Origin of the sequence: Oxalobacter paeniformigenes (genome assembly GCF_027158465.1) — a bacterium.
In the GTDB taxonomy this organism is placed as follows: Bacteria; Pseudomonadota; Gammaproteobacteria; order Burkholderiales; family Burkholderiaceae_D; genus Oxalobacter; species Oxalobacter paeniformigenes.
In genome coordinates this window covers 300,226-324,877 of sequence record NZ_JAMKYL010000001.1, presented here as the reverse complement: position 1 = coordinate 324,877, position 24,652 = coordinate 300,226, and the positions used below count along the sequence as shown (strand labels likewise).

The 24,652-nt window shown below is 56.2% G+C and carries 18 protein-coding genes and 2 tRNA genes; 8 read left to right on the top strand and 12 right to left on the bottom strand.

Annotated elements, in window-relative coordinates:
* Positions 1–17 precede the first annotated feature (17 nt).
* The 10 genes from NAI64_RS01500 to rimP form a co-directional block, all read right to left on the bottom strand.
* Positions 18–1,961: a SurA N-terminal domain-containing protein gene (locus NAI64_RS01500; RefSeq protein WP_269297087.1), complete on the bottom strand. Its 1,944-nt coding sequence runs from the start codon at positions 1,959–1,961 to the stop codon at positions 18–20.
* A 75-nt stretch (positions 1,962–2,036) separates the two neighbouring features.
* Positions 2,037–2,113 (bottom strand) — tRNA-Asp (locus NAI64_RS01495).
* Positions 2,114–2,136: 23 nt separating this feature from the next.
* Positions 2,137–2,212, bottom strand: a tRNA-Val gene (locus tag NAI64_RS01490).
* Positions 2,213–2,360: 148 nt separating this feature from the next.
* On the bottom strand, positions 2,361–2,633 hold the full coding sequence (locus NAI64_RS01485) for an HU family DNA-binding protein (protein ID WP_269297085.1): 273 nt from the start codon (positions 2,631–2,633) through the stop codon (positions 2,361–2,363).
* A gap of 433 nt (positions 2,634–3,066) precedes the next feature.
* Entirely contained in the window at positions 3,067–4,899 is a 1,833-nt protein-coding gene (typA, locus tag NAI64_RS01480; RefSeq protein WP_269297083.1) for a translational GTPase TypA, read from the bottom strand.
* Between the two features lie 95 nt (positions 4,900–4,994).
* A complete protein-coding gene (gene truB / locus NAI64_RS01475; RefSeq protein WP_269297081.1) occupies positions 4,995–5,951 on the bottom strand; it encodes a tRNA pseudouridine(55) synthase TruB in 957 nt (318 codons plus the stop codon).
* 42 nt (positions 5,952–5,993) lie between these two features.
* A complete protein-coding gene (gene rbfA / locus NAI64_RS01470; protein WP_269297079.1) occupies positions 5,994–6,383 on the bottom strand; it encodes a 30S ribosome-binding factor RbfA in 390 nt (129 codons plus the stop codon).
* Between the two features lie 70 nt (positions 6,384–6,453).
* Entirely contained in the window at positions 6,454–9,411 is a 2,958-nt protein-coding gene (gene infB, locus NAI64_RS01465) for a translation initiation factor IF-2 (RefSeq protein WP_269297077.1), read from the bottom strand.
* Between the two features lie 56 nt (positions 9,412–9,467).
* Entirely contained in the window at positions 9,468–11,027 is a 1,560-nt protein-coding gene (gene nusA, locus NAI64_RS01460) for a transcription termination factor NusA (protein ID WP_269297075.1), read from the bottom strand.
* Positions 11,024–11,542 (bottom strand): ribosome maturation factor RimP, encoded by a 519-nt coding sequence (gene rimP, locus NAI64_RS01455; RefSeq protein ID WP_269297074.1) that lies wholly within the window; start codon positions 11,540–11,542, stop codon positions 11,024–11,026. The genes nusA and rimP overlap by 4 nt, the downstream gene beginning before the upstream one ends.
* 374 nt (positions 11,543–11,916) lie before the next feature.
* Here rimP and NAI64_RS01450 point away from each other — a divergent pair, with 374 nt between their 5' ends.
* Both NAI64_RS01450 and parC read left to right on the top strand, forming a co-directional pair.
* Positions 11,917–13,893 carry a DNA topoisomerase IV subunit B gene (locus tag NAI64_RS01450; RefSeq protein WP_269297072.1) on the top strand — a complete coding sequence of 659 codons (1,977 nt, stop codon included), beginning with the start codon at positions 11,917–11,919 and terminating at the stop codon, positions 13,891–13,893.
* Between the two features lie 27 nt (positions 13,894–13,920).
* Positions 13,921–16,239: a DNA topoisomerase IV subunit A gene (gene parC, locus NAI64_RS01445; RefSeq protein WP_269297070.1), complete on the top strand. Its 2,319-nt coding sequence runs from the start codon at positions 13,921–13,923 to the stop codon at positions 16,237–16,239.
* Between the two features lie 68 nt (positions 16,240–16,307).
* On the opposite strand, the gene NAI64_RS01440 is transcribed toward parC, so the two are convergent.
* Positions 16,308–16,766: a RidA family protein gene (locus tag NAI64_RS01440; protein WP_269297068.1), complete on the bottom strand. Its 459-nt coding sequence runs from the start codon at positions 16,764–16,766 to the stop codon at positions 16,308–16,310.
* Between the two features lie 143 nt (positions 16,767–16,909).
* Between NAI64_RS01440 and NAI64_RS01435 the strand changes: the two genes are divergently transcribed.
* The gene (locus NAI64_RS01435) at positions 16,910–17,299 is read left to right on the top strand and encodes a hypothetical protein (RefSeq protein ID WP_269297066.1); all 390 of its coding nucleotides are present in this window, start codon (positions 16,910–16,912) and stop codon (positions 17,297–17,299) included.
* A 4-nt stretch (positions 17,300–17,303) separates the two neighbouring features.
* Here the strand turns inward: NAI64_RS01435 and NAI64_RS01430 are convergent, their stop codons facing one another.
* The gene (locus NAI64_RS01430) at positions 17,304–18,083 is read right to left on the bottom strand and encodes a YaaA family protein (protein ID WP_269297064.1); all 780 of its coding nucleotides are present in this window, start codon (positions 18,081–18,083) and stop codon (positions 17,304–17,306) included.
* Between the two features lie 29 nt (positions 18,084–18,112).
* On the opposite strand from NAI64_RS01430, the gene NAI64_RS01425 reads away from it, so the two are divergent.
* The 5 genes from NAI64_RS01425 to glyQ all read left to right on the top strand — a co-directional run bounded on the left by NAI64_RS01425 (position 18,113) and on the right by glyQ (position 24,651).
* A complete protein-coding gene (locus tag NAI64_RS01425; RefSeq protein ID WP_269297062.1) occupies positions 18,113–18,565 on the top strand; it encodes a putative toxin-antitoxin system toxin component, PIN family in 453 nt (150 codons plus the stop codon).
* Positions 18,566–18,823: 258 nt separating this feature from the next.
* Complete coding sequence (locus NAI64_RS01420) at positions 18,824–19,114, top strand: H-NS histone family protein (RefSeq protein WP_269297060.1); 291 nt, start codon at positions 18,824–18,826, stop codon at positions 19,112–19,114.
* 716 nt (positions 19,115–19,830) lie between these two features.
* Complete coding sequence (gene pepN, locus NAI64_RS01415; protein ID WP_269297058.1) at positions 19,831–22,488, top strand: aminopeptidase N; 2,658 nt, start codon at positions 19,831–19,833, stop codon at positions 22,486–22,488.
* Positions 22,489–22,515: 27 nt separating this feature from the next.
* Entirely contained in the window at positions 22,516–23,529 is a 1,014-nt protein-coding gene (locus NAI64_RS01410; RefSeq protein WP_269297056.1) for a class 1 fructose-bisphosphatase, read from the top strand.
* Positions 23,530–23,739: 210 nt separating this feature from the next.
* A complete protein-coding gene (gene glyQ / locus NAI64_RS01405; RefSeq protein WP_269297054.1) occupies positions 23,740–24,651 on the top strand; it encodes a glycine--tRNA ligase subunit alpha in 912 nt (303 codons plus the stop codon).
* The last annotated feature ends 1 nt before the right edge of the window (position 24,652 follow it).

Genomic DNA, 24,652 nt, shown 5'->3' with positions numbered 1-24,652 from the left:
CGCAATCCCTTCATGGTTCAACCGGCATTGCCCGGTACCGCTTCGGCCGGTTCGTCTTCCGGATTCTTGACCAGAATTTCGACATCGGCCTGTTCTTTCAGGTATTCGAGATAAGCGCCCAGTTCCTGCTGTGCCATGACATTCGTCATCTGGCGCCCCATCATTTCACGCAGATTCTTGTCCGCCTTCTGCGGCGTGACCACCTTCGTGATACGGTAGATCACATAACCGTTCGGCGCGATCGCCACACCGGTATAGGCCGGCAGTTTCGACACATCCGCCTTCATGATCGGTGCCATATCGGCACGTCCTGCCATGGAAATCTTCTGGCGCGATACCATGATACCCTGCGAGAATCCGGACGGCGCACCGCCTTCTTTCAGGCGTGCCAGCTCGGCTTCCCCGGCGGCTTTGGCCATTTCCATCGCCTTTTCGCTCGTGACCTGTGCCGTCACGGCCTGTCTGACTTTTTCAAACGGCATCAGTTCGGCCGGATAGTGCTTGACGATACGAGCCGATACGAAAACCTGCGGTGCGACTTCAATGGCTTCGGTATTGTGCTTGCCCTTGATCGCGTCGTCGGAAAAAACCGCCTGAAGAAGTTTCGGATTGGACAACAGCGGATTTTGCCGTGCCGCCACCGCCGGATCACGTGCCAGATTCTGGAAAGAATGGATCGTCAGTTTCAGCGCATCGGCCACCGGCTTGAGGCTGTCCGGTTTTTCGTAAACCATATTGGAGAACGTTTCCGACATTTCCGCGAACTTGCGGTTGGTCTGCTGGCGTTTCAGTTCCTGCATCACGCTGTCTTTCACCTGTGCCAGCGGTTTGGCGACTGCCGGCTTGATATCGGTCACCACAATGATGTGATAACCGAAATCGGTTTCGACCAGATCGCTGATATCGCCCTTTTTCATGCCGAAAACAGCATCGTTGAACGGCTTGACCATCTTGCCGCGCGTAAAGTATCCGAGATCGCCTCCCTTGCCTGCCGAACCCGGATCATCCGAATTGGCCTTGGCCAGCTCGGCGAAACGCGACGGATCGGCTTTCAACTGGGCCAGAATCCCTTCCGCCTTCTTTCGTGCTTCTTCCTTTTCGGATTCCGGCGCGTTCTTGGCGGCAGCGATCAGAATATGCTGGGCGCGTCTTTCTTCAGGAATCGAAAAACGTTCCTTGTTCTGGGTATAGTAGCTTTGCAAATCGGCATCGCTGATCGTCACGCTTTTGGCGACGGTCGGCATATCCAGCACGACCAGTTCCACGTCGGCATGTTCGGGAATCGTGAACTGCGCTTCATGTGCCTTGTAAAAAGCGTTCAGGTCTTCATCGGTCACCTTGACCTTGCCTCGGTAAGCGGCAGCATCGAATACCAGACGCTGCACTTCGCGTTCCTGCTCGAACAGATTCCAGACACGCGAAATCACGGCTTTGGGTTCGAACGAGGAAAATTCCACCGGTGCGGCGATCTGCTGCATGGCCATATCCTGTCCCATCAGGGCGAAATGTCCTTCCGGCGTCAGGCCCTGGGCTGCCAGCGCTTCCTTGTAGCGTGCTTCATTGAGCTTGCCGTCAGGGCCGATCAGGCCCGGAATTTCACGGATTTTCTGCAGGACGACCTGTTCGGGAACCGTCAGGTTTTCCTTGGCAAGCGTCGCGACAAGCACTCTTTTGGTAATCATGTTCTGCAGAACCGTCCATTTGAAGCGCGGCGATTCGATCCATTTGGAATCGAAAGGCTGGCCCTGCATCGCGGCACGCTGGCGAAGCCGTTCGGCCTGTTCGCGCTGTGCATTGTCCCATTCCTGCTGCGTAATGGACTTGCCTGCAACCTTGGCGACCGCGTCGCCGTCACCCAGACGCTTGTAGCCTTCGACGCCGACGAAAATAAAGGAAGGAATGATGAAAACCAGAAGAATGATCTGGGTCAGACGTTTGTGATTGCGTATAAATTCGAGCATGGCAGCCTCTGCCCATCCGGAAATGATTGCAAATCAATAAAAAAAAAGGCGAACATAATGTTCGCCTTCGGTTTGTGGCGGAGTGGACGGGACTCGAACCCGCGACCCCCGGCGTGACAGGCCGATATTCTAACCAACTGAACTACCACTCCTAAAACTTTTTCGTTTGACTGTTTGGTGGGTGCTGAGAGCCTCGAACTCCCGACCTACGCCTTGTAAGGGCGCCGCTCTACCAACTGAGCTAAGCACCCATATTCATCACCTAGCCAGTCAAACTCGACATTCATCATGTCGCGAAAGAACGCTATTATAAACTGCTTTTTTCAAAATTGCCAGAAAAATTTTCAACTTCTTTTTTCCGGAATTTCACAACGTTTTTTCGCGCTGTCGAAAGAAGCATTAGTTTACCGCATCTTTCAGCAATTTGCCAGCCTTAAATTTAGGAATTCTGGCAGATTTGATCTTTATTTCTTCGCCGGTACGCGGATTGCGACCAGAACGGGCGGCACGTTCGCCGACACTGAACGTTCCGAAGCCCACCAGCGTCACACTACCGTTGTTTTTCAGTGTTTCCGTAATCGCATCCATCACTGCATCCAGCGAACGAGCCGCAGCGGCCTTGGAAATATCAGCCGTTTTGGCGATATGTTCGATAAGTTCAGTCTTATTCACGCAACAACTCCCACATTTAATTAGTCATTAATCGGTACAACAAAGAATGCTTGCATTAAACAAGCGCGTCACGAAAGTGTCAAGAAGAAAAGCCGGCGCCTCCACCCTGCCATTTGCCGGGAAATCCGGTGCATGCACCCGGATTTCGGCGTCAACAGAGATATTCAGGCCGTTTATGGATAAAATCAATCGAAAATCAGGAAAAACCGTCTTTATCGTACCGTTTTTTGAACTTGAGCAATCGACGGCAACCTGTACGCATCGACTTGCACGCCGACCGTCCGTACTGTCGCGCCAATACAACTTCCGCATATTTTTCGCTTGCCGGACTTCCGGGCGTTCGTTTCCCCTTTTTCGTCACATCCTGATGCATCATGAAATGGCATATACAAAAAAAGGAGCCTGCGGCTCCTTTTTCCGGTTCGATACGCCATCACGACGTGCGATTGGCGCGACGACGGTCGATATCCGTCAGATACCGTTTGCGCAGACGGATACTCTTGGGCGTGACTTCAACCAGTTCGTCATCCTCGATGAATTCGACGGCATATTCCAGCGACATCTGGATGGGCGGAACCAGCCGGACAGCTTCATCGGTACCGGCGGCACGAATATTGGTCAACTGTTTTCCCTTGATCGGATTGACGACGATATCGTTTTCTCGCGAGTGGATACCGATGATCATGCCTTCGTAAACGGGATCGTTGTGGCTGACGAACATACGGCCGCGATCCTGGAGTTTCCAGAGCGCATAGGCAACCGCAGCGCCATCTTCCTGTGAAATCAGCACGCCGTTTCTGCGTCCCCCGTTATCGGGCCGGTTCGGGTCCACCGGATAATAATCGTCGAACACATGGCTCATGATGCCGGTTCCGCGCGTCAATGTCATGAATTCGCTCTGGAACCCGATCAGGCCACGCGCCGGAATCCGGTATTCCAGACGCACCCTGCCCTTGGAATCGGGCTGCATGTCCTGCAATTCCCCGCGGCGGCGTCCCAGTTCTTCCATGACACCCCCCTGATGGGCTTCGTCCACATCGACCGTCAGCGCTTCATACGGTTCATGCTTGACACCGTCGATCATTTTGTAGACTACACGCGGACGGGATACTGCCAGTTCATAGCCTTCACGGCGCATGTTTTCGATCAGGATGGTCAGATGCAATTCACCGCGCCCGGATACCTCGAAAACGGTATCGTCATCGGTCGGCGCGACCCGCAAGGCCACATTGGATTTCAGCTCGCGTTCCAGCCGTTCGCGCAACTGGCGGCTGGTGACGAACTTGCCTTCACGACCGGCGAAAGGCGAGGTATTGACCATGAAATTCATCGTCAGCGTCGGTTCGTCAACCGTCAGCATCGGCAAGGCATCGGGATGTTCCGGGTCGCAAACCGTCGAACCGATGTCGATATCCTCGATACCGTTGATGAGGACGATATCGCCTGCGGAGGCTTCGTCGATCACTTTGCGTTCCAGTCCCTTGAACGAAAGTACCTGATTGATACGTGCGCGGATCGGCGTCGATTCCGGCCCGTTCATGACCACGACATCCTGCAAGCCCTTCACGCGGCCGCGGTTGATCCGTCCGATACCGATTTTGCCGACATAGGACGAATAATCCAGCGAGGAAATCTGCATCTGGAACGGACCGTCCGGATCGGCATCCCTGACCGGCACATATTCCAGAATGGCATCAAAAAGCGGACGCATGTCGCCGGAACGGATATTTTCATCAAGACCGGCATAACCGTTCAGGCCGGATGCATAAATCACAGGAAAATCCAGCTGTTCTTCCGTCGCGCCGAGTTTGTCGAACAACTCGAACGTGGCATTGATGACCCAGTCGGGACGTGCGCCCGGACGGTCGATCTTGTTGATGACCACGATCGGTTTCAGACCGAGCGCCAGTGCCTTGCGCGTCACGAAGCGGGTCTGGGGCATCGGTCCTTCCACGGCATCGACCAGCAGCAAAACGCCATCGACCATCGACAGCACCCGTTCCACTTCGCCGCCGAAGTCGGCATGTCCCGGTGTATCGACGATATTGATATGCGTACCCTGATATTCCACGGCACAGTTTTTGGCGAGAATGGTAATCCCGCGTTCCTTTTCCAGATCGTTGGAATCCATCACCCGTTCACTGACGGCCTGGTTTTCACGGAACGTTCCGGATTGCCGCAACAACTGGTCGACCAGCGTGGTTTTGCCATGGTCGACATGCGCGATAATCGCGACGTTGCGGATTGCGCGTTTGGTTTCAGACATAAAATTAGAAAAATTGAAAAAAAGATAACTGGTTATTTTAGCACGCCCGTATCAGGCCGCTGAAAACACCAGAAAAATACAACAGGCAGGAAGTGTCACACCGGCGGGCGCGACAGCGATACCAGACGCTCCGGCGCCAGAATGCCATCGCCGCGCAACTGCGCCGTTCCGAGAAAAACGCCCCGCGCGGCGTCATAGACCCGGCGGCGGCCTGGTTTTGCGGATGTCGCAATCCGTTCTTTCACAACAGACAGGCGCTGGCCGTTGACAAACCGTCCGGCCAGTGCGGCATCGAGCATCACCGCCGGAAACGACGAGAGCAGAAAATCGGCCGGTTCGAGCGGCAGTTCCGACGGCGCTTGCCCGTCGGCAAAACGGCTTTCCAGGTCGTCAAGGCTTATGGATTGACCGATTTCCAGCGTACCGACACGGGTACGCCGCAAGGATTCCAGATGCGCGCCGCATCCCAGCGCCACTCCGATATCCTCGCCCAGCACCCGGATATAGGTTCCCTTGCTGCATGTGACACGCAAACGCAGGCGGGGTGCCGTATAGTCGAGCAGCGCCAGTTCGTGGATCGTCACTTCCCGCGCCTCGCGTTCCAGTTCAATACCGGCACGCGCATATTCATACAGTGGTTTGCCATCCCGTTTCAGTGCCGAATACATCGGCGGCACTTGCCGGATCGTTCCCGTAAACCGTGGCAATATCCGGCTGATTTCTTCAGCCGAAGGCAACGGCGACGACGTCGTTTCAAGAACCGCGCCTTCCGTATCGCCCGTTTCCGTTTTCACTCCCAGATAGACGACGGTCTCGTACGTCTTGTCCGCATCGAGCAAATCCTGTGAAAACTTGGTCGCCTCACCGAAACAGATGGGCAACAGACCGGTCGCGAACGGATCGAGCGTACCGGTATGCCCCGCTTTTTTCGCATTGACGATCCGTTTGGCGCGTATCAATGCATCGTTGCTGGACAAACCGGCCGGCTTGTCCAATAGCAGCACACCACTGATGTCGAGACGTTTTCTTTTGGCGGACGACGGAGCTTTCATGAATCAGTCACATTCCCGCAAACGGATACCGCAAGGCATCCGTCAGTTTTCTTCATCGTCCCTGGCACGTTGCGAATTGGCGACGTCGATCAGATGCGACAGGGCGATCCCCTCGGCAATCGAATTGTCATACACGAAGGTCAGCTGCGGCAGGGTATGGATATGCAACCGTTTGCCCAGCTGCATCCTGATGAAACCCGAAGCACGCTGCAGACTGTCCAGCGTCTTTTGCACCGTATCCGGATTGTCGTCCAGCATCGTGACATAAACCCGTGCATTGGCGTAATCGGGCGTGACTTTCACTTCCGTGATCGTCACCATCCCGACATTCGGGTCTTTCAGCTCCGAAAAAATGATATCGGACAGATCGCGCTGGATCTGGTCAGCCACACGCAAGCTGCGGCCGGGAATCGATTTGCTGTGTCTTGCCATGATCCACTCCCTTCAATGAATAACCACAGACATTACCATACCCCAAATAACAGCCATCGTACGAGAAAAATCACAGGGTACGTGCGATTTCCTGGATTTCATAGACCTCGATCTGGTCGCCGACCTTGATGTCATTGTAATTCTTGAGCGTCAGACCGCATTCGAAACCGGCTTTCACTTCACGGACATCATCCTTGAAGCGTTTGAGCGAATCGATTTCACCCGACCAGATGACTACATTGTCGCGCAACAGGTGTACCGGCGAACCCCGCCGTACCAGCCCTTCGGTGACGAAACAGCCGGCGATCGCGCCGACACGGCTGACCATAATGACCTGACGGATTTCGACAAGACCCAGCGCATGTTCGCGTTTTTCAGGTGCCAGCATACCGGACATCGCGGCTTTCACATCGTCGATCGCATCGTAGATGATGTTGTAGTAACGGATATCGACACCGCCCGTTTCCGCCAGATGGCGTGCCTGTGCATCGGCACGGGTATTGAAGCCGATAATGACTGCCTTGGAGGCCAGCGCCAGATTGACGTCCGTTTCGGTAATGCCCCCGACGGCGGCATGAATGACCTGGACACGCACTTCGTCGTTGGAGAGTTTGAGCAACGAAGCGGCCAACGCTTCCTGGGAGCCCTGAACGTCGGTCTTGATGATGAGCGGCAAGGTCTTGACTTCGCCTTCGGCGATCTGGTCGAACATGTTTTCCAGTTTCGCAGCCTGCTGTTTCGCCAGCTTGACGTCGCGGAATTTGCCCTGGCGGAACAGACCGATTTCACGTGCCTTGCGTTCGTCATTCAACACGATGATTTCCTCACCGGCGGACGGTACACCCGTCAGCCCCTGGATTTCCACCGGAATGCTCGGCCCTGCCTCGGTAATCGCCTTGCCGTTTTCATCGAGCATGGCACGGACACGACCATATTCCGGTCCGGCCAGCACGACATCGCCACGATGCAACGTACCGGACTGGACGAGCACCGTCGCGACCGGGCCGCGTCCCTTGTCCAGACGGGCCTCGATCACGATGCCCTTGGCCATGGTATCGACCGGCGCTTTCAATTCCAGGATTTCCGCCTGCAACAACACGTTTTCCAGCAATGAATCGATCCCCTGTCCCGTCTTGGCCGATACCGGCACGAACGGGGAATCGCCACCGTATTCTTCCGGAACGACCTGTTCTGCGATCAGTTCCTGCGTCACACGATTGACGTTGGCCCCCTGCTTGTCCACCTTGTTGATGGCCACGACAATCGGCACGCCGGCCGCCTTGGCATGCGCGATCGCTTCCTTGGTCTGCGGCATGACGCCATCGTCGGCAGCGACAACCAGAATGACGATATCGGTCGCCTTGGCACCACGGGCACGCATGGCGGTAAACGCCTCATGGCCCGGTGTATCGAGGAAAGTCACGATACCGCGCGCCGTCTTGACGTGATATGCGCCGATATGCTGCGTGATGCCGCCGGCTTCACCCGAAGCGATCTTGGTACGGCGGATATAGTCCAGCAGCGACGTCTTGCCGTGGTCGACATGTCCCATGACCGTAACGACCGGAGCACGTGGCAACAGTTCGGCGTTTTCGTTCTTGCCCATTTCTTCCAGCTGTGATTCCACATCCTGAATCTTGGCGGCAAAGGCACGATGCCCCATTTCCTCGACCAGAATCATGGCCGTTTCCTGATCCAGCACCTGATTGATCGTCACCATCTGTCCCAGCTTCATAAGCTGCTTGATGACTTCAGAAGCCTTGACTGCCATCTTGTGCGCCAGTTCGGCCACGGTAATGGTTTCCGGCACATAGACATCATGGACGATCGCCTCGGTCGGCTGATGGAAATTGCTTTCGCGTTCGATCACCGGTGCATGACGGCGTCCTTTCGGACCGCCGGAACTGCTGCGCCAGCCCCCTTCGCGACCACCGGCATCGCCGCCGCGGGTCTTCATGCCGGAGCCGCGTTTTCTGCCGGATTCTTCCTGCCATGCAGCCGCCTTGGCCGCTTTCTTGTCTGCGGAAGATTTCTTGTCAGGTTTGCCAGATGCGGATTTCTTGTCCGACGGTCTGGACGCTGCCGGCTGCTGTTGTGCCGGTCTGGAAGCGGGAGCGGCCTTTCTGGCGGCATCGCCACGGTTTTCCACCGGTGCCGCAGCCTGTGTGGCAGCCGGAGCAGCAGCCTGTGCCGGTTTGGCCTGCTGTCGAACGACCTTGCGTGTCGCACCGCTCATCATGGCCTTGATCTGCGCGACTTCATCCTCGACCGCCTTGCGTGCCCGTTCCGCTTCTTCCGCACGTCTGATCCGTTCCGCTTCCGCCTCTTTCCGTGCCTTTTCCGCACGGGCGGCTTCTTCAGCCATCCTTGCCATTTCCGCCTTCTTCGCCATTTCGGCAGCCGCCTTTTCTTCGGCCGCATGCTGCTGCCTTTCCTTTTCCTTCCGTTCAGCTTCAAGTCGCATCTTTTCAGCCGCTTCACGCTGTTCGGCTTCTTTCCTGCGGATCGCTTCCGCTTCCGCACGCGCCTGTTCCTCGGCCTTGAGGCGCGCCTGTTTTTCCGCTTCCATCTTCGCCTGCTGCGCCTGTCTTTCACGCAACTCGGCTTCCTGGCGCGCGATCAGTTCTGCCTGACGACGCGATTCCTCTGCCCGACGCTGTTTTTCCGCCTCGTCAATCACAGAAGTAGCCGCCTTTCTCTGTTCGATTTCGGAACGTAATGCCTGTTCATCGCGTTTGACAAACGTCCGTTTTTTTCTGACTTCGACCTGAATCGTTCTGGATTTGCCGGTCGCATCGGCCTGCTTGATTTCGCTCGTTTCCTTGCGAGTCAGCGAAATCTTGCGTTTTTCGCCGCTCTGCGCACCATGCACACTGCGCAAATAGTTCAGCAACTTGTCCTTGTCTTCCTTGCTCAGGACATCATTGACCGATCGTTTTTCCACGCCGGCATCGCGCAGCTGTTTCAACAGCACGTCCGAAGGCATATTCAGTTCGGCAGCAAATTGGGCTACATTGTTAATCGCCATTCCTTCCTCTTTCTTCCAATAGATGCGGCAAATCCGGTAACGGGAGCGTGAAAATCCTATCGGGATTCCATCAGTTTCCAGGCACGTGCCTGCAATTCCTTCGCTTCGTCGTCATACTTGGCATCGATCAGTTTCATTTCCTCATCCGTCACATCGGCAAATTCATTTTCCAGCAACTGGCGTGCCCGTTCGGTCGGCAATGCCAGAATCGCGCCGAATTCGTCATAAGCCAGCCCGGCAAAACGTTCCAGCGTCTTGACCCCGGCCAGGCCCAGCTTGCCAGCAACACTGCGGCTCATGCCTTCCAGTCCGGACAGCGCTTCTTCCATACCGGACATGCCTTCTTCCGACACGATCGCTTCGGTAATCAGTGCATCGCGCGCTCTCTGACGGATTTCGTTGACCGTTTCCTCGTCGAAAGCCTCGATTTCCAGCATTTCGCTGATCGGCACATAAGCGATTTCTTCCAGAGACGTAAAGCCTTCGTCGATCAGCACGTCGGCGACTTCCTGATCCAGATCGAGCCTTTCCATGAACAGTTTTTGCAATTCGGCCTTTTCCATCGCCGTCTTGTCGGCCGATTCTTCCGCCGTCATGATATTGATCTTCCAGCCGGTCAATTCCGTCGCCAGACGGACGTTCTGCCCGCTGCGACCGATGGCGATCGCCAGATTTTCCTCGTCAACGATCACATCCATCGCATGCTTGTCTTCATCGACCACGATCGACGTGACATTGGCCGGCGCCAGCGCGCCGATCACGAACTGTGCCGGGTCTTCCGACCACAAGACGATATCGACCCGTTCGCCGCCCAGTTCGCCGGTCACTGCCTGTACACGCGAACCGCGCATGCCCACGCAGGTACCGATCGGATCGATCCGCTTGTCATGGGTATGCACCGCGATCTTGGCGCGGACACCCGGATCACGGGCAGCCGACTTGATTTCCAGAAGTCCCTGTTCGATTTCGGGCACTTCGAGTTCGAAAAGCTTGACGATGAATTCCGGCGCAGTACGCGACAAAATGACCTGCGGACCACGCGGGCCCCGTTCCACACGCAGGATATAGGCACGGACACGATCGCCCACACGCAGATTTTCCTTCGGGATCATCTGGTCGCGCGGCAAGCGTGCCTCGACCTTGCCGGACTCGACGATGGCATCGCCCCGTTCCATGCGCTTGATCGTACCGGTTACCAGCGCATCCCCGCGATCGAGGAAGTCCTGGAGAATCTGCTCACGTTCAGCATCGCGGATACGCTGCAAGACGATCTGCTTGGTATCCTGCGCGAAACGGCGACCGAGATCGACCGATTCGACATGATCCTCGATGTAGTCGCCGACTTCGATATCGGGGAACTGTTCCTTCGCCTCGAAATACAGCATTTCCTGATCGGGCTGCTGGAGTCCGGCCTCATCGGGCACGACATGCCACCGGCGGAAAGTTTCCACCTCACCGGTCTGCCGGTCGATTGCGACTCGGATATCAACATCACCCGGATAACGTTTCTTCGTGGCCAGTGCCAACGCATGTTCGAGCGCACCCAGAACGATTTCCTTGTCCACGTTTTTTTCGCGCGCCAGCGCGTCAACCAATTGCAGAATTTCGAGACTCATGCCTTGCGACTCCTAAAATTCACCTGCGGCACCAAACGTGCCTTGTCTATATCAGCGATCGTAAAATGTAAAACCGAATTGTTTTCCCTGTCGTTTCCCTCGAATTCCAGCGAGAGCTCATCCCCTTCGGGCGGCAACAGAATTCCCTGAAACGTTTTCCGGTTTCCCATACCGGTTACCGGTCTGCGCAGTTTCACATGCGCCTCCATCCCCGCGAAACGGACAAAGTCCTGCAGCTTTTTCAGCGGACGATCAAGCCCGGGAGACGACACTTCCAGCCGGTCATAATCGACATCCTCGACCATCAGCACACGGGAAAGCTGATGGCTGACCGTTTCACAATCGTTCACCGTAATGCTTTTGTCTCCGGCATCTTCCGGCAAGAAATCGATATATACGCGCAAAATGCCGCCTGGCGCCCTTTCCAGATCGACCAGATCGTACCCGCAGCCATTGACTGTCTTTTCAACCAGTTCCTGCAACAAAACCCTGCTCCCGTTCAATTTCCGTTTCACCTCTCATCCGTTTGCGACGAGAGGCACACGGTCCGCCCTGGCAACCGGGGTGCGCAATGAAAAAAAAATGGGCGCAAGCCCATATCCTGATTTCAACCCCTGTGCCATCCAAAAAAATGGACGAAACCGTAACAAGCTCCTTATTATATACGCGAAAAGCGCGATCCGCAATGTAAGCGGGCAGGAATACCAATAATATCAACAGGTAAGACTTTTACGGATGCATTTGTCCGCTCATGATGGCGGCCCGGGGCCAAAACAGTCCGCTTTCGTTACGAAATTGCCTTATACTTTCGCTTTTTCGGGCCAATCCGGCATATGTCCGGTACAAAAGACGGCTTGCCCGTCATAAAACGGCACACCGCGACACCATCATGGCAGAGAAAAAACCCGCATACAGTGAAGAGTCGATCAGAGTTCTGAAGGGACTCGAACCGGTCCGGCAACGTCCGGGCATGTACACCCGCACGGAAAATCCGCTGCATATCGTGACCGAAGTGATCGACAACGCTTCCGATGAAGCCATTGGGGGCTACTGCCACAACATTTCCGTCACCATCAACGCCGACGGCAGCATCAGTGTGGAAGACGACGGACGCGGCATTCCGGTCGGCATCCATCCTGAAGAAAAGGTGCCGACCGTCGAAATCGTTTTCACCCGTCTGCATTCGGGTGGCAAATTCGCCAAGGGCGGCGACAACGCCTATGCCTTTTCCGGCGGGTTGCACGGCGTGGGTGTCTCCGTGACCAATGCGCTGTCCAGACGGATCGAAGTCACCGTCTGGCGCGAAAAACAGCAACACAAAATCGCCTTCACCGATGGTGAAGTCTCCGAACCGCTGACATCGCGCCCACTGACACGCGGCGAAAAAAAATCGGGCACCAAAGTCACCATCTGGCCCGACGCGCGTTATTTCGACAGCATGGACATCCCGCTGGCCGAACTCAAACACCTGTTGCAATCGAAGGCCATCCTGCTGCCTGGCGTACAGGTACGCCTCGAAAACCGGATCACAGGCAAAACCGATATCTGGCAGTATCATGACGGCTTGCGTGGCTACCTGTCCGAAGCGCTGGATTTGGCCACCGGAGAAGAAACCGTCATCCCGCTCTTTGATGGTTCACGGTACGCAAGCCGTGACGAAGGTTTTGCCGAAGGCGAAGGCGCTGCATGGGTCGTCGCATGGACGACTGAAGGGACACCTGTGCGTGAATCGTTCGTCAACCTCATTCCGACACCTGCCGGCGGCACGCATGAAAGCGGTCTGCGCGACGGTCTGTTCAATGCCGTCAGAAGTTTTGCAGAAATCCACTCCCTGCTGCCAAAAGGCGTTCGTCTGCTGCCAGAAGACGTTTTCGCACGCACTTCCTTCGTTTTGTCGGCACGTGTACTCGATCCGCAATTCCAGGGCCAGATCAAGGAGCGCCTGAACTCACGCGATGCCGTACGTCTCGTTTCCCATTTCGTGCGCCCCGCTTTTGAAAACTGGCTCCACCAGAACGTCGAATACGGTCGCAAGCTCACCGATCTGGTCATCCGGCAGGCCCAGTCCCGCATGCGGCAACAGCAAAAAGTCGAAAAGAAAAAATCCTCGGCCGTCGCCGTCCTGCCCGGCAAGCTCACCGATTGCGAATCGCACGACATCCGTCGCAACGAACTGTTCCTTGTCGAAGGCGATTCCGCAGGCGGTTCGGCGAAAATGGGACGCAACAAGGAATTCCAGGCCATCCTGCCCTTGCGCGGCAAAGTCCTCAATTCATGGGAAACCGAAAAAGACCGACTGTTCGCCAATCAGGAAATCCACGACATCGCTGTTGCCATCGGTGTCGATCCGCATGGCGCCAACGACAATCCCGACCTGTCCGGACTGCGTTACGGAAAAATCTGCATCCTCTCCGATGCCGACGTGGACGGTTCGCATATCCAGGTCTTGCTATTGACCCTGTTTTTCCGTCATTTCCCCCGTCTGATCGAAAACGGCCACATCTATGTCGCCCGCCCGCCGCTGTATCGTATCGATGCACCGGCACGCGGCAAGAAACCGATCCAGAAACTGTACGCACTCGATGACGCGGAACTGAACGGCATTCTCGAAAAACTCCGGAGCGAAGGCGTCAGGGACAATGCACTCGGCATCTCCCGTTTCAAGGGGCTTGGCGAAATGAATGCCGAACAACTCTGGGAAACGACCCTGAATCCGGATACCCGCCGCCTGTTGCCCGTCACCTTCGGAAACATCACGCCGAAAGAATCGGCCGAACGCTTCCAGATGCTCATGGGCAAAGGCGAAGCCGCAGCCCGTCGGAGCTGGATGGAAGAACACGGCAACGAAGCCGAAGCCGACATCTAGCTGCATCTTCTTAATGGACATTGCATCATGAGCTTTCAACCCACATTGTTCGATGACCCACCGGCCGACGAAGTCCCGCACGAAACCCTGATGCTCGCCAGTTTCGCCGAAAGGGCTTATCTCGATTACGCCATTTCCGTCGTCAAGGGACGTGCCCTGCCGGACGTTTGCGACGGTCAGAAACCCGTCCAGCGCCGTATCCTCTATGCCATGAACGAACTGAAACTGGCCTCCGACGCCAAACCGCGCAAGTCGGCTGCCGTCGTCGGCGATGTACTGGGCAAACTGCACCCGCACGGCGACCAGTCGGTCTATGATGCACTGGTGAGGATGGCGCAAGACTTTTCCATGCGCTATCCCCTGATCGACGGCCATGGCAACTTCGGATCACGTGACGGAGACGGTGCGGCTGCCATGCGCTACACCGAAGCCCGTCTGACTCCGATCGCCGCCCTTTTGCTTGATGAAATCGGCCAGGGTACCGTCGAATTCCAGGACAACTACGACGGTTCCGCCAAGGAACCGCGCCTGCTCCCGGCACGCCTGCCGTTCACCCTGCTCAACGGTGCATCCGGCATCGCCGTCGGTCTGGCGACCGAAATCCCGTCGCACAATCTCGACGAAGTGGCACGTGCCGCCATCGCCATGATCCGCAATCCGGACATCACACATGACGAACTGATGACGATCATCCCCGGCCCCGACTTTCCGGGCGGCGGCCAGATCATCACGCCGGCATCGGCCATCGCCGACATCTATGCCGGCGGACGCGGCAGCCTGAAAGTGCGCGCACGCTGGAAAATCGAGGAACTGGCGCGTGGACAATGGCAAGCCGTCGTCACCGAACTGCCGCCCGGCACATCCGCGCAAAAAGTGCTGGAAGAAATCGAGGAACTCACCAATCCGAAAGTCAAAAGCGGCAAAAAAGCCCTTTCGTCCGAACAGACCGCCATGCGCCAGCACATACTGGGCATACTGGATACCGTCCGCGATGAATCCAGCCGCGAAGCGCCAGTACGCATCGTGTTCGAACCGAAAACCCGGCGTATCGCCCCCGACGAGTTCATGCAAACCCTGCTTGCGCATACATCACTGGAAGGCAACGCCCCCGTCAATCTGGTCATGATCGGCATCGACGGGCGACCGGGACAGAAAAACCTTGCCGGCATCCTCAGGGAATGGATCGAATTCCGGTTCGTGACCGTCCGCCACCGCACCGGTTGGCGACTCGGTCGTGTCGATGAACGGATCCATATACTGGAAGGACGCGAAACCGTTCTGCTCAATATCGACGAAGTCATCCGGATCATCCGCGAATCCGACGATCCGAAAACCGCACTGATCGCCACCTTCCACCTTTCCGAAAGGCAGGCAGACGACATTCTGGAAATCCGGTTGCGCCAACTCGCCAGGATGGAAAAAATCCGTATCGAACAGGAACTGGCCGAACTGCGCAAGGAAAAAGACACCCTGCAAGACCTTCTGGCACACCCGGCTTCGATGAAACGGCTCGTCATCCGTGAAATCGAAAGCGACCGCAAAAAATACGGCGACAAGCGGCGCACCCTGATCGAGGAAGCGCAAAAAGCGACGGCGGAACAGAAAATCGCCGACGAACCGGTAACGGTCGTCATCTCGCAAAACGGCTGGCTACGCCAGCGTACAGGACACGGACTTAACCTCTCGGGACTGTCTTTCAAGTCCGGCGACGGCATGCTGCTTTCGCGCGAATGCCGCAACACCGACCTGCTTCTGGCTTTTTCATCGACGGGGCGCGTCTATACCGTCCCCGTTCACCAGCTGCCCGGCGGCCGTGGCGACGGCATGCCGCTGACCACCTTTGCCGAAACCGGCACGGACGAAACCATCATCCGGTATTTCATCGGATCGCCTGAAACCACCGTCCTGATCGCCATCGATTCCGGTTGCGGCTTTTTCGCCCGCGTCTCCGACATGGCCAGCCGGGTACGCAACGGCAAATCGTTCGTCAATCTGGAAAACGGAGAAACGCTGCTGCCACCGGTCGCCGTATCAACGGACGACAAATGGATCGCCGCCCTTTCCGAAAAAGGCAGGCTGTTGCTGTTTGAAACCGGCGAACTGCGCACCCTCTCATCCGGCGGGCGCGGCGTCATCCTGATGGGACTCGATACCGGCGAAAAACTCAAGGCAGCCATTGCAGTCGGCGAAACCGGCTGCCTCGTCGTCTGTCAGGCCAAAAACGAAAAACGCTACGAAGTCCGCATCACCGGCAACGCCCTCGCAGCCCATACCGGCAAACGCGCACGCAAAGGCAAAGCTGTCGAATCGCGCTTCACGCCAGTCGCACTCGAAACGCTCCCATAGGTTCTGGCAGGAACGCGCGTGAAAACCATGCGCTTGCCTTGCATGCCGCAAGCGCATGCAAGGCGGTATCAGGCGATTTCGGCGATCAGTTCGATTTCCAGACAGGCACCTGTCGGAATCTGCGCCACACCGAAAGCGGAACGGGCATGACGTCCTGCATCGCCGAACACTTCGACGAACAATTCCGACGCGCCGTTCGTCACCAGATGATGTTCGGTGAAATCGTCCGTGGAATTGACCAGCGAAACCATCTTGACGATCCTGCGAACGCGATTCAGATCCCCGTCGCAGGCATCCTGCAAGGTCGCCAGCAAATCGATCGCCGTCCGGCGTGCGGCTTGTTTGCCTTCCTCGACCGAGATATTGCGGCCGAACTGTGCCACCAGCGGTTTGCCATCCTTTTTGGCAATATGGCCGGAAAGATAAACCAGATTGCCGGATTTGACATACATCACATAAGCCGCCACCGGTTTGGCCACCGCCGGCAGCGTAATATTCAACGCTTTCAGATTTTCATATACAGACATCGTGCAATTCCTGTCGGTTAACCCGGCCGGAACCCGCTCCGGCCGACCGGCTCATTATAAGCCACCCGCGCTTTCAAGCATACCGGCACGCCGGCGGCCCATTGTCCGTTACAATCGTACTTTTCCCATCACGAAAGACAGCCATGAGCGACACCCGAAACGAAACGCCATCCGACAATCCGGACGATCTGCTGGCAGGCCATCTCTACAAACTGGTCGGCAAAAAACCGGTACCCTGCACACTGGAAGAATACGTCACCGGCATGAAATCGGCGGCCAACCGCATCATCGAACAGAATCAGGTCGGACAATGGCTGGTCTCGACCATCTTCACCGGCATCGACCACGCATTCGGTAACGGAGAAAAACAACTGTTCGAAACGAAAATATTCGGCCTGCCCGACGAACTCGAACCCCGCTGGCGCTTCGCAAGCTGGAACCAGGCCGTCCGCCATCACCGCAAGCTGGTCATCCGGCTCGAAACCGAAGGCGCGGACTCCCTGATCGCAGAAATCCGGCAACACCAGTCATAAATAACTAGCGCCGGAAAACCCAGACAGTATCATCCGATGCCGCCGCATCGAAACGATACCCCCCTTCATCGAACCGTCTGAGTTCTCCGGCATCGGTGATTGCGTGTACGGCGGCATACCGCATCATCAGTCCTCTTGCCTGCTTGGCATACAGACTCACCACACGCGCCTTTCCCTGCCGTATATCCTGAAACACCGGCGTCACCATCTTCCCCGCCAACGCACGTCTGTCGATCACCCGCGAAAACTCGGCCGACGCCAGATTCACCAGCATATCGTCGCCCGTTTCTTCCATCGCCCGGTTCAGCGATTGCGTTACCGTATCGCGCCAGTAATCATACAATCCCATCCCATCCGGACGCACGGCAGTCGCATCGAAACCGACACGCGACGGCACCACACAATCGAACGGCTTCATCACCCCGTACAATGCCGACAAAATCCGCATATGCCGGTTCAGATACAACCAGTTCTCCACCGACATCGTCACGGCATCCAGCGTCCGGTAGGCATCCCCATCATACGCCAGCACAGCCGGGACAACCTGCGGATAACGGGCATCGGCATCCCAGTCATCGAACAGTGCCGCCTCGCGTACCGCCAGCGTGTCGGAAACATGCAAATGACGCGCCATTTCGTGCGGTGCCCAGGACTTGAGTACGGCAGCGACCTTTTCCGCCTTGCCAAGCCACTGCGGATAACCGAACAATTTTTCCCGCAACGCCTCATCCACCGTAATCCCCGGAAAGCGCTGCCGTTTCGAGGGTGATAAAATCGCAAGCATCATTTTCTCCCGTACCGATGAATGACAACATGAAATCCGAACTGGCCGTTCTGGACACCAATATTTGTCTGGATCTTTTCGTTTTCCACGACGCACTCTCTGCCGATCTGTTAAAAGCCATCGAAGAACACAACCTGATCGCCATCACGCGGGAAGATTGCCGCTGTGAATGGCTGCGCGTTCTCGATTATCCGAAACTGGCGCTGGACGACACGGAAAAAACACGATCCAGACAGGCATTCGACCGCTACATCCGGATAATCGATCCCGAAAAACGCGATTATCGCACCCTTCCTGTCTGCCGCGACAAGGATGACCAGAAATTCATGGAACTGGCTTATGACGCCCATGCATCCTGCCTGATAACAAAAGACAAGGCATTATTGAAACTGGCCGGAAAAAACCGGAAAAACGGCTATTTCGCCATTATTACACCGGACCAATGGATTGCAGGAAAACACCGTTCCGCCATTTCCGCCTGAAAAAAACGCAAGACATTAACACCATCCGCGCATTATCCGATTACCGGATACCCGATTTCGGCACACCGATGTCAAAACCTTGTTACAAATAGAAACAAATAAAACATACCTTGCGATAATCTTTTAAAAATCCACTTTATTTATTGCAAAGGTAAATATAGAATATACAGTGTTTCGATAAAACATCGTTTTCATTATTCTAAAACCATCCGGAAGACCCAAAGCCACAAGATTCCGGCATTCGATCAGGAAAAAATCATGGCAACCTACAAACAGTTACAGGACCAGATCAGACAGCTTCAGCATGAAGCGGAAGAATTACGCAAAAACGAAATTTCCAACGCCATTGCGCAAATCAAGATGACCATGGCCGAATACGGCATCACCCTGGCCGATCTCGGTTATGCCGGCAAGAAGAAAAGCGGCACGGTACGCGCTCCGCTCGCACCGAAATACCGCAATCCGGAAACCGGAGAAACCTGGTCCGGTCGCGGAAAAGCCCCACGCTGGATCGACCCGTCAAACAAGGAAAAATTCCTTATCAAGTAATCCATGGCCGTCATTCCTTCCGCCGTTTTCGGAACATGGGCGGAAAACACGACAAACCGTCGTTTTACGGCAAATCATTTATGACGACAGACCCGTTAAACGGGTCTGTATGTTTTATTTTCAGCGTACATCCGGATAACATCCGGCAGAACACAAAATATCCCCGTCGCCAACGACGTCACACGGCATATATTCATTTCCATACGGAAACAAACTGTATCGGCCATTTACATGTAAATCATCTCCGTCGATCCCTGTACTGAAAACGGTAAACGACATAACATATTCTTTTTCATTTGCCTGCAAAACATCCTGAAAAAGAACCGAAATTTCCCGGACGTACCGCCCCGATTCCATACCATTGCCGTTGAAAACCGGTATTTTCGCCATAAACCATCCGAATAACCGGAAAGACTGCCGGTCAATCCGGATCATCCATTATCAGCACCGGTAAAAACCCGCCATTGCAAAAAAGAATACCGGCATTTTCTTCACGATGACATGAATCCGCGAATATCCGTCCGTAAAACAAACCACGCATGACAATCGCCCAAAAAACAGCACGCATTCGGCATTTGCCTGTGCCCACTCCATCCGATTCTGGAGGATAATGCACCCTGTAAAGCAAAGGATGACGCAAAGGACGCCGGCCGGATAAAACCGCCCGTCCCTTTCATCTTATTCACACCACCAACCGAACACGAAACAGACACAAAATGACCGACACCCCATCCAGCACCGTCTATCGGCTCGATTACACCGTTCCCGCATTCCTTGTCAGCCACATCGACCTCACATTCGATCTGGATCCATCCGCCACACAGGTCAGCGCCACCACGACACTGCACCACAATCCGGAATCCGGCCTGCACGATCTCATCCTGTACGGTGAAGCACTCGAACTGGTACGGGTCGTCATGAACGGCAAGACACTGGACAAACAGGACTACATACTGGAAAACGGCAATCTGCGCATTCCCGGGGCGCCAGATGACGTCACGCTGACCATCGACACCCTGATCCATCCCGACAAGAACACATCCCTCATGGGGCTGTACCTGTCCAACGGCAACTTCTTCACCCAGTGCGAAGCCGAAGGCTTCCGCAAAATCACCTATTACCCGGACCGTCCGGACGTCATGGCGACCTACACCGTCACCATCAAGGCAGACCGCCAAAGCTGTCCCGTACTGCTTTCCAACGGCAACCTCGTCGAAACCGGCGAACTGCCAGACGGACGGCATTACGCCAAATGGGACGATCCGTTCCGCAAACCGTCCTACCTCTTCGCACTGGTCGCCGGCAAGCTCGTTTGCCGTGAAGAAACCTTCCGGCTTGCCGACGGACGCGATGTCCTCTTGCAAGTCTGGGTCGAACAGGGCAACCTCGACAAGACCGCCCACGCCATGGAATCGCTCAAACACAGCATCCGCTGGGACGAAACACGCTTCGGTCTCGAACTCGACCTCGACCGCTTCATGATCGTGGCGGTCAGCGACTTCAACATGGGTGCGATGGAAAACAAGGGGCTCAACATCTTCAACACCCGCTACGTACTGGCCAACCCGCGCATCGCCACCGACGTGGATTACGCCAACATCGAATCCGTCGTCGGACATGAATATTTCCACAACTGGACAGGCGACCGCGTCACCTGCCGCGACTGGTTCCAGCTCTCCCTGAAAGAAGGATTGACCGTATTTCGCGACCAGGAATTTTCAGCCGACCTGACCGGCAGCGACTCCGGTCGCGCCGTCAAGCGCATCGAAGACGTCCGCACCCTGCGACAACTCCAGTTTCCCGAAGACGCCGGCCCCATGGCCCATCCGGTACGCCCCGATTCCTATCAGGAAATCAATAACTTCTACACCGTCACCGTCTATGAAAAAGGCGCAGAAGTCGTCCGTATGTACCAGACCCTGCTCGGACGAGACGGCTTCAGAAAAGGCATGGACCTGTACTTCAAACGGCACGACGGACAAGCCGTCACCTGCAACGACTTTCTGGCCGCCATGGCGGACGCCAACGGGCGCGACCTCTCCCAGTTCGAACGCTGGTACAGCCAGGCAGGCACCCCACGCGTCAAACTCGAAAGCCATTACGACGCCGCGGCAGGCGCCGTCACCCTGAAACTCTCGCAACATTGCCCGGAAACCCCGGGACAGGCGGAAAAACACCCCTTCCTGATACCGGTCGCCGTCGGACTGCTTGACCGGCAAGGCAACGACATGCCCCTGCACCAGCCCGGAAAAGACGGAACACAAACCACCGCCATACTGGAACTGACACAAGAAAGCCAGACTTTCACCTTCACCGGCATCACGGAAAAACCCGTCGTTTCCGCACTGCGCAACTTCTCCGCCCCCGTCATCCTCGAATACGACCAGTCCGACGACGAACTGCTGCATCTGCTCTCGCACGACAGTGACCACTTCAACCGCTGGGAAGCCGGACAGCGGCTGGCATCGCGCCGTCTCGTCGCTCTGACCAAAGCCGTACAAACCGGTGCTCCCCTTTCACTGGACGATGCCTTCATCGACGCATACCGCACCGTTCTGACCGACACCCGGCTGGACGCCGCACTGCGCGAACTGGCGCTGACCTTGCCCAGTGAAATGATGATCGCCGAACGCATGGACGAAATCGACCCGCAAGCCATCCGCAGCGCCCGCCAGTACATGCGTGGCGCACTGGCGAAACGCCTCGAAAAGGAATGGCTCGCCGCACTGGAGGCCAACCGTACCGAAGGCGCCTACCGGCCGACGCCTCAGGACGCCGGAAAACGCGCCCTGAAAAACCTCGCGCTGTCATACCTGCTCACGCTGGATGACACCCGCTATGCGCAAATCGCCATCGACCAGTACCATCAGGCCGACAACATGACCGACCGGCTTGCCGCGCTGACCTCGCTGGTACATGCCGGTTACACCACCGGATTGCCGGAAACGAAAGCCCTGCTCGAACACTTCTACCGCGAATTTGAAAACGAAGCGCTCGTCATCGACAAATGGTTCTCCCTGCAAGCCACATCGCCCTGCGCAGACATACAAACCATCCGGACGCTCATGACACACCCGGCTTTCACCATCCGCAACCCCAACCGCGCACGCAGCCTCATCTTTGGCTTTTGCCACAACAATATGGCACAATTCCACGCGACAGACGGCAGCGGTTACGCATTCTGGAGCGAAAACCTGATCGAACTGGACAAAATCAACCCGCAAGTGGCCGCCCGGCTGGCACGATGCATGGACCAGTGGAAACGATACATTCCATCCCTGCGCGAACTGGCCGGAGACGCCCTGCGACACGTATCGCAACAAACCCTGTCCCGCGACACGCGCGAAATCATCGGAAAGACCCTGTCTGCCTGACATAACACCCAAGGAAAAGAAAACATCATGAGACCAAAACGCATCAGCCTGACACAACACCTGATAGAGGAAAACCGCCGGTACGGCACCGTTCCTGAAGAATTGCGTTTATTGCTGGAAGTCGTCTGCCGCGCCTGCAAGATCATCAGCAACTCCGTAGGCAAAGGCGCCCTCGGCAACATACTGGGCAGCAACGAAACCCAAAACGTACAGGGCGAAGTCCAGAAAAAACTCGACGTCCTCTCCAACGAAATCCTGCTGGAATCCAACGAATGGGGCGGCTATCTCGCCGCGGTGGCATCCGAAGAAATGGAAACCATCCACCCCATCTCCAAGACCTATCCGCACGGCAAATACCTGCTGCTTTTCGACCCGCTCGACGGCTCCAGCAACATCGACGTCAACGTCTCCATCGGCACCATCTTCTCCGTACTGTCCCTGCCGGATGGCCGAACCGACGCCACCGAAGCCGATTTTCTCCAGCCCGGACGCCAGCAAATCGCGGCCGGATACGCCCTCTACGGCCCGCAAACCCTGCTGGTACTGACCACCGGACGCGGTACCAACGGCTTCACCCTTGACCGTGAAATGGGTTCCTGGGTACTGACGCACCCCAACATGCGCATTCCGGAAAACACCAGCGAATACGCCATCAACGCATCCAACCAACGGCGCTGGTTCCCGCCGGTCAAACGCTACTTCGAAGAAATGCAGGCTGGCAAAGAAGGGCCGCTCGGACGCGACTTCAACATGCGCTGGGTCGCATCCATGGTCACCGACATGCACCGCATCCTCACGCGCGGCGGCATCTTCATGTACCCGGCAGACGAACGCAACATCGAAGCCGGCGGCCGTATCCGTCTCCTGTACGAAGCCAACCCCATGGCCATGATCGTCGAACAGGCGGGAGGTGCTGCCACCAACGGCCTCATCCCGATGCTCGACGTCATTCCGGAACGGTTGCACCAGCGCGTCCCCGTCTTCATGGGCTCCAGAAACGAAGTCGAGCGCATCACCCGTTACCACAAGGAAAGCCAGTAAAACCATCCCGCTTGCGCCGTAGAAAACCCGACATCTCCGGCGCAAGCCGCTTTCCCTCACTCGAACAACTCATGCCGCGCCGTCACACGGCACAACACCCCGGGTTCCCCCTATCCCCAAACATTCCCCTTCACGCATAAAACCGCTAGAATTTCCCCTTATGCACAAAAACCCCCACAACAACAGGAAAACGGGGCAAGGGAAACAGACATGATCACTTTTCAGCAAATAATCTTCACCCTTCAACAATACTGGAGCCAACAGGGATGCGCCCTGCTCCAGTCCTACGACATGGAAGTCGGGGCGGGCACCTCGCACACCGCCACCTTCCTGCGCGCCATCGGCCCCGAACCCTGGCGAGCCGCCTACGTACAGCCGTCGCGCCGCCCCAAAGACGGCCGCTATGGCGAAAACCCGAACCGCATGCAACACTACTACCAGTTCCAGGTCGTCCTGAAACCGGCACCGGAAGACATCCTCGACCTTTATCTGGGATCACTTGCCGCACTCGGACTTGACCTGAAACAAAACGACGTCCGTTTCGTGGAAGACGACTGGGAAAACCCGACACTGGGCGCATGGGGACTGGGCTGGGAAGTCTGGCTCAACGGCATGGAAGTCACCCAGTTCACCTACTTCCAGCAAGTCGGCGGCATCGACTGCAAACCGATTCTGGGCGAAATCACCTACGGGCTGGAACGTCTTGCCATGTATCTGCAAGGCGTGGAAAACGTCTATGACCTCATCTGGACCCAATGGACCGATCGCGGCGTCAAGAAATACCTGACATACGGCGACGTCTATCACCAGAACGAAGTCGAACAGTCCGCCTACAACTTCGAACAGGCCAACGCACCGCTTCTGTTTTCCCTGTTCTCCAGCTTCGAATCCGAAGCCAAACGCCTGATCGGTGAAAAACTCACCCTGCCGGCCTACGAAATGATCCTCAAGGCCGCGCACACCTTCAACCTGCTTGACGCACGGGGTGCACTCTCGGTCACGGAACGCGCCGCCTACATCGGACGCATCCGCACCCTTTCCAGGCTCGTCGCACAGGCCTACTACGACTCACGCGAGGCACTGGGATTCCCGATGTGCGGCGATACGCGCAAAATCGCATGAC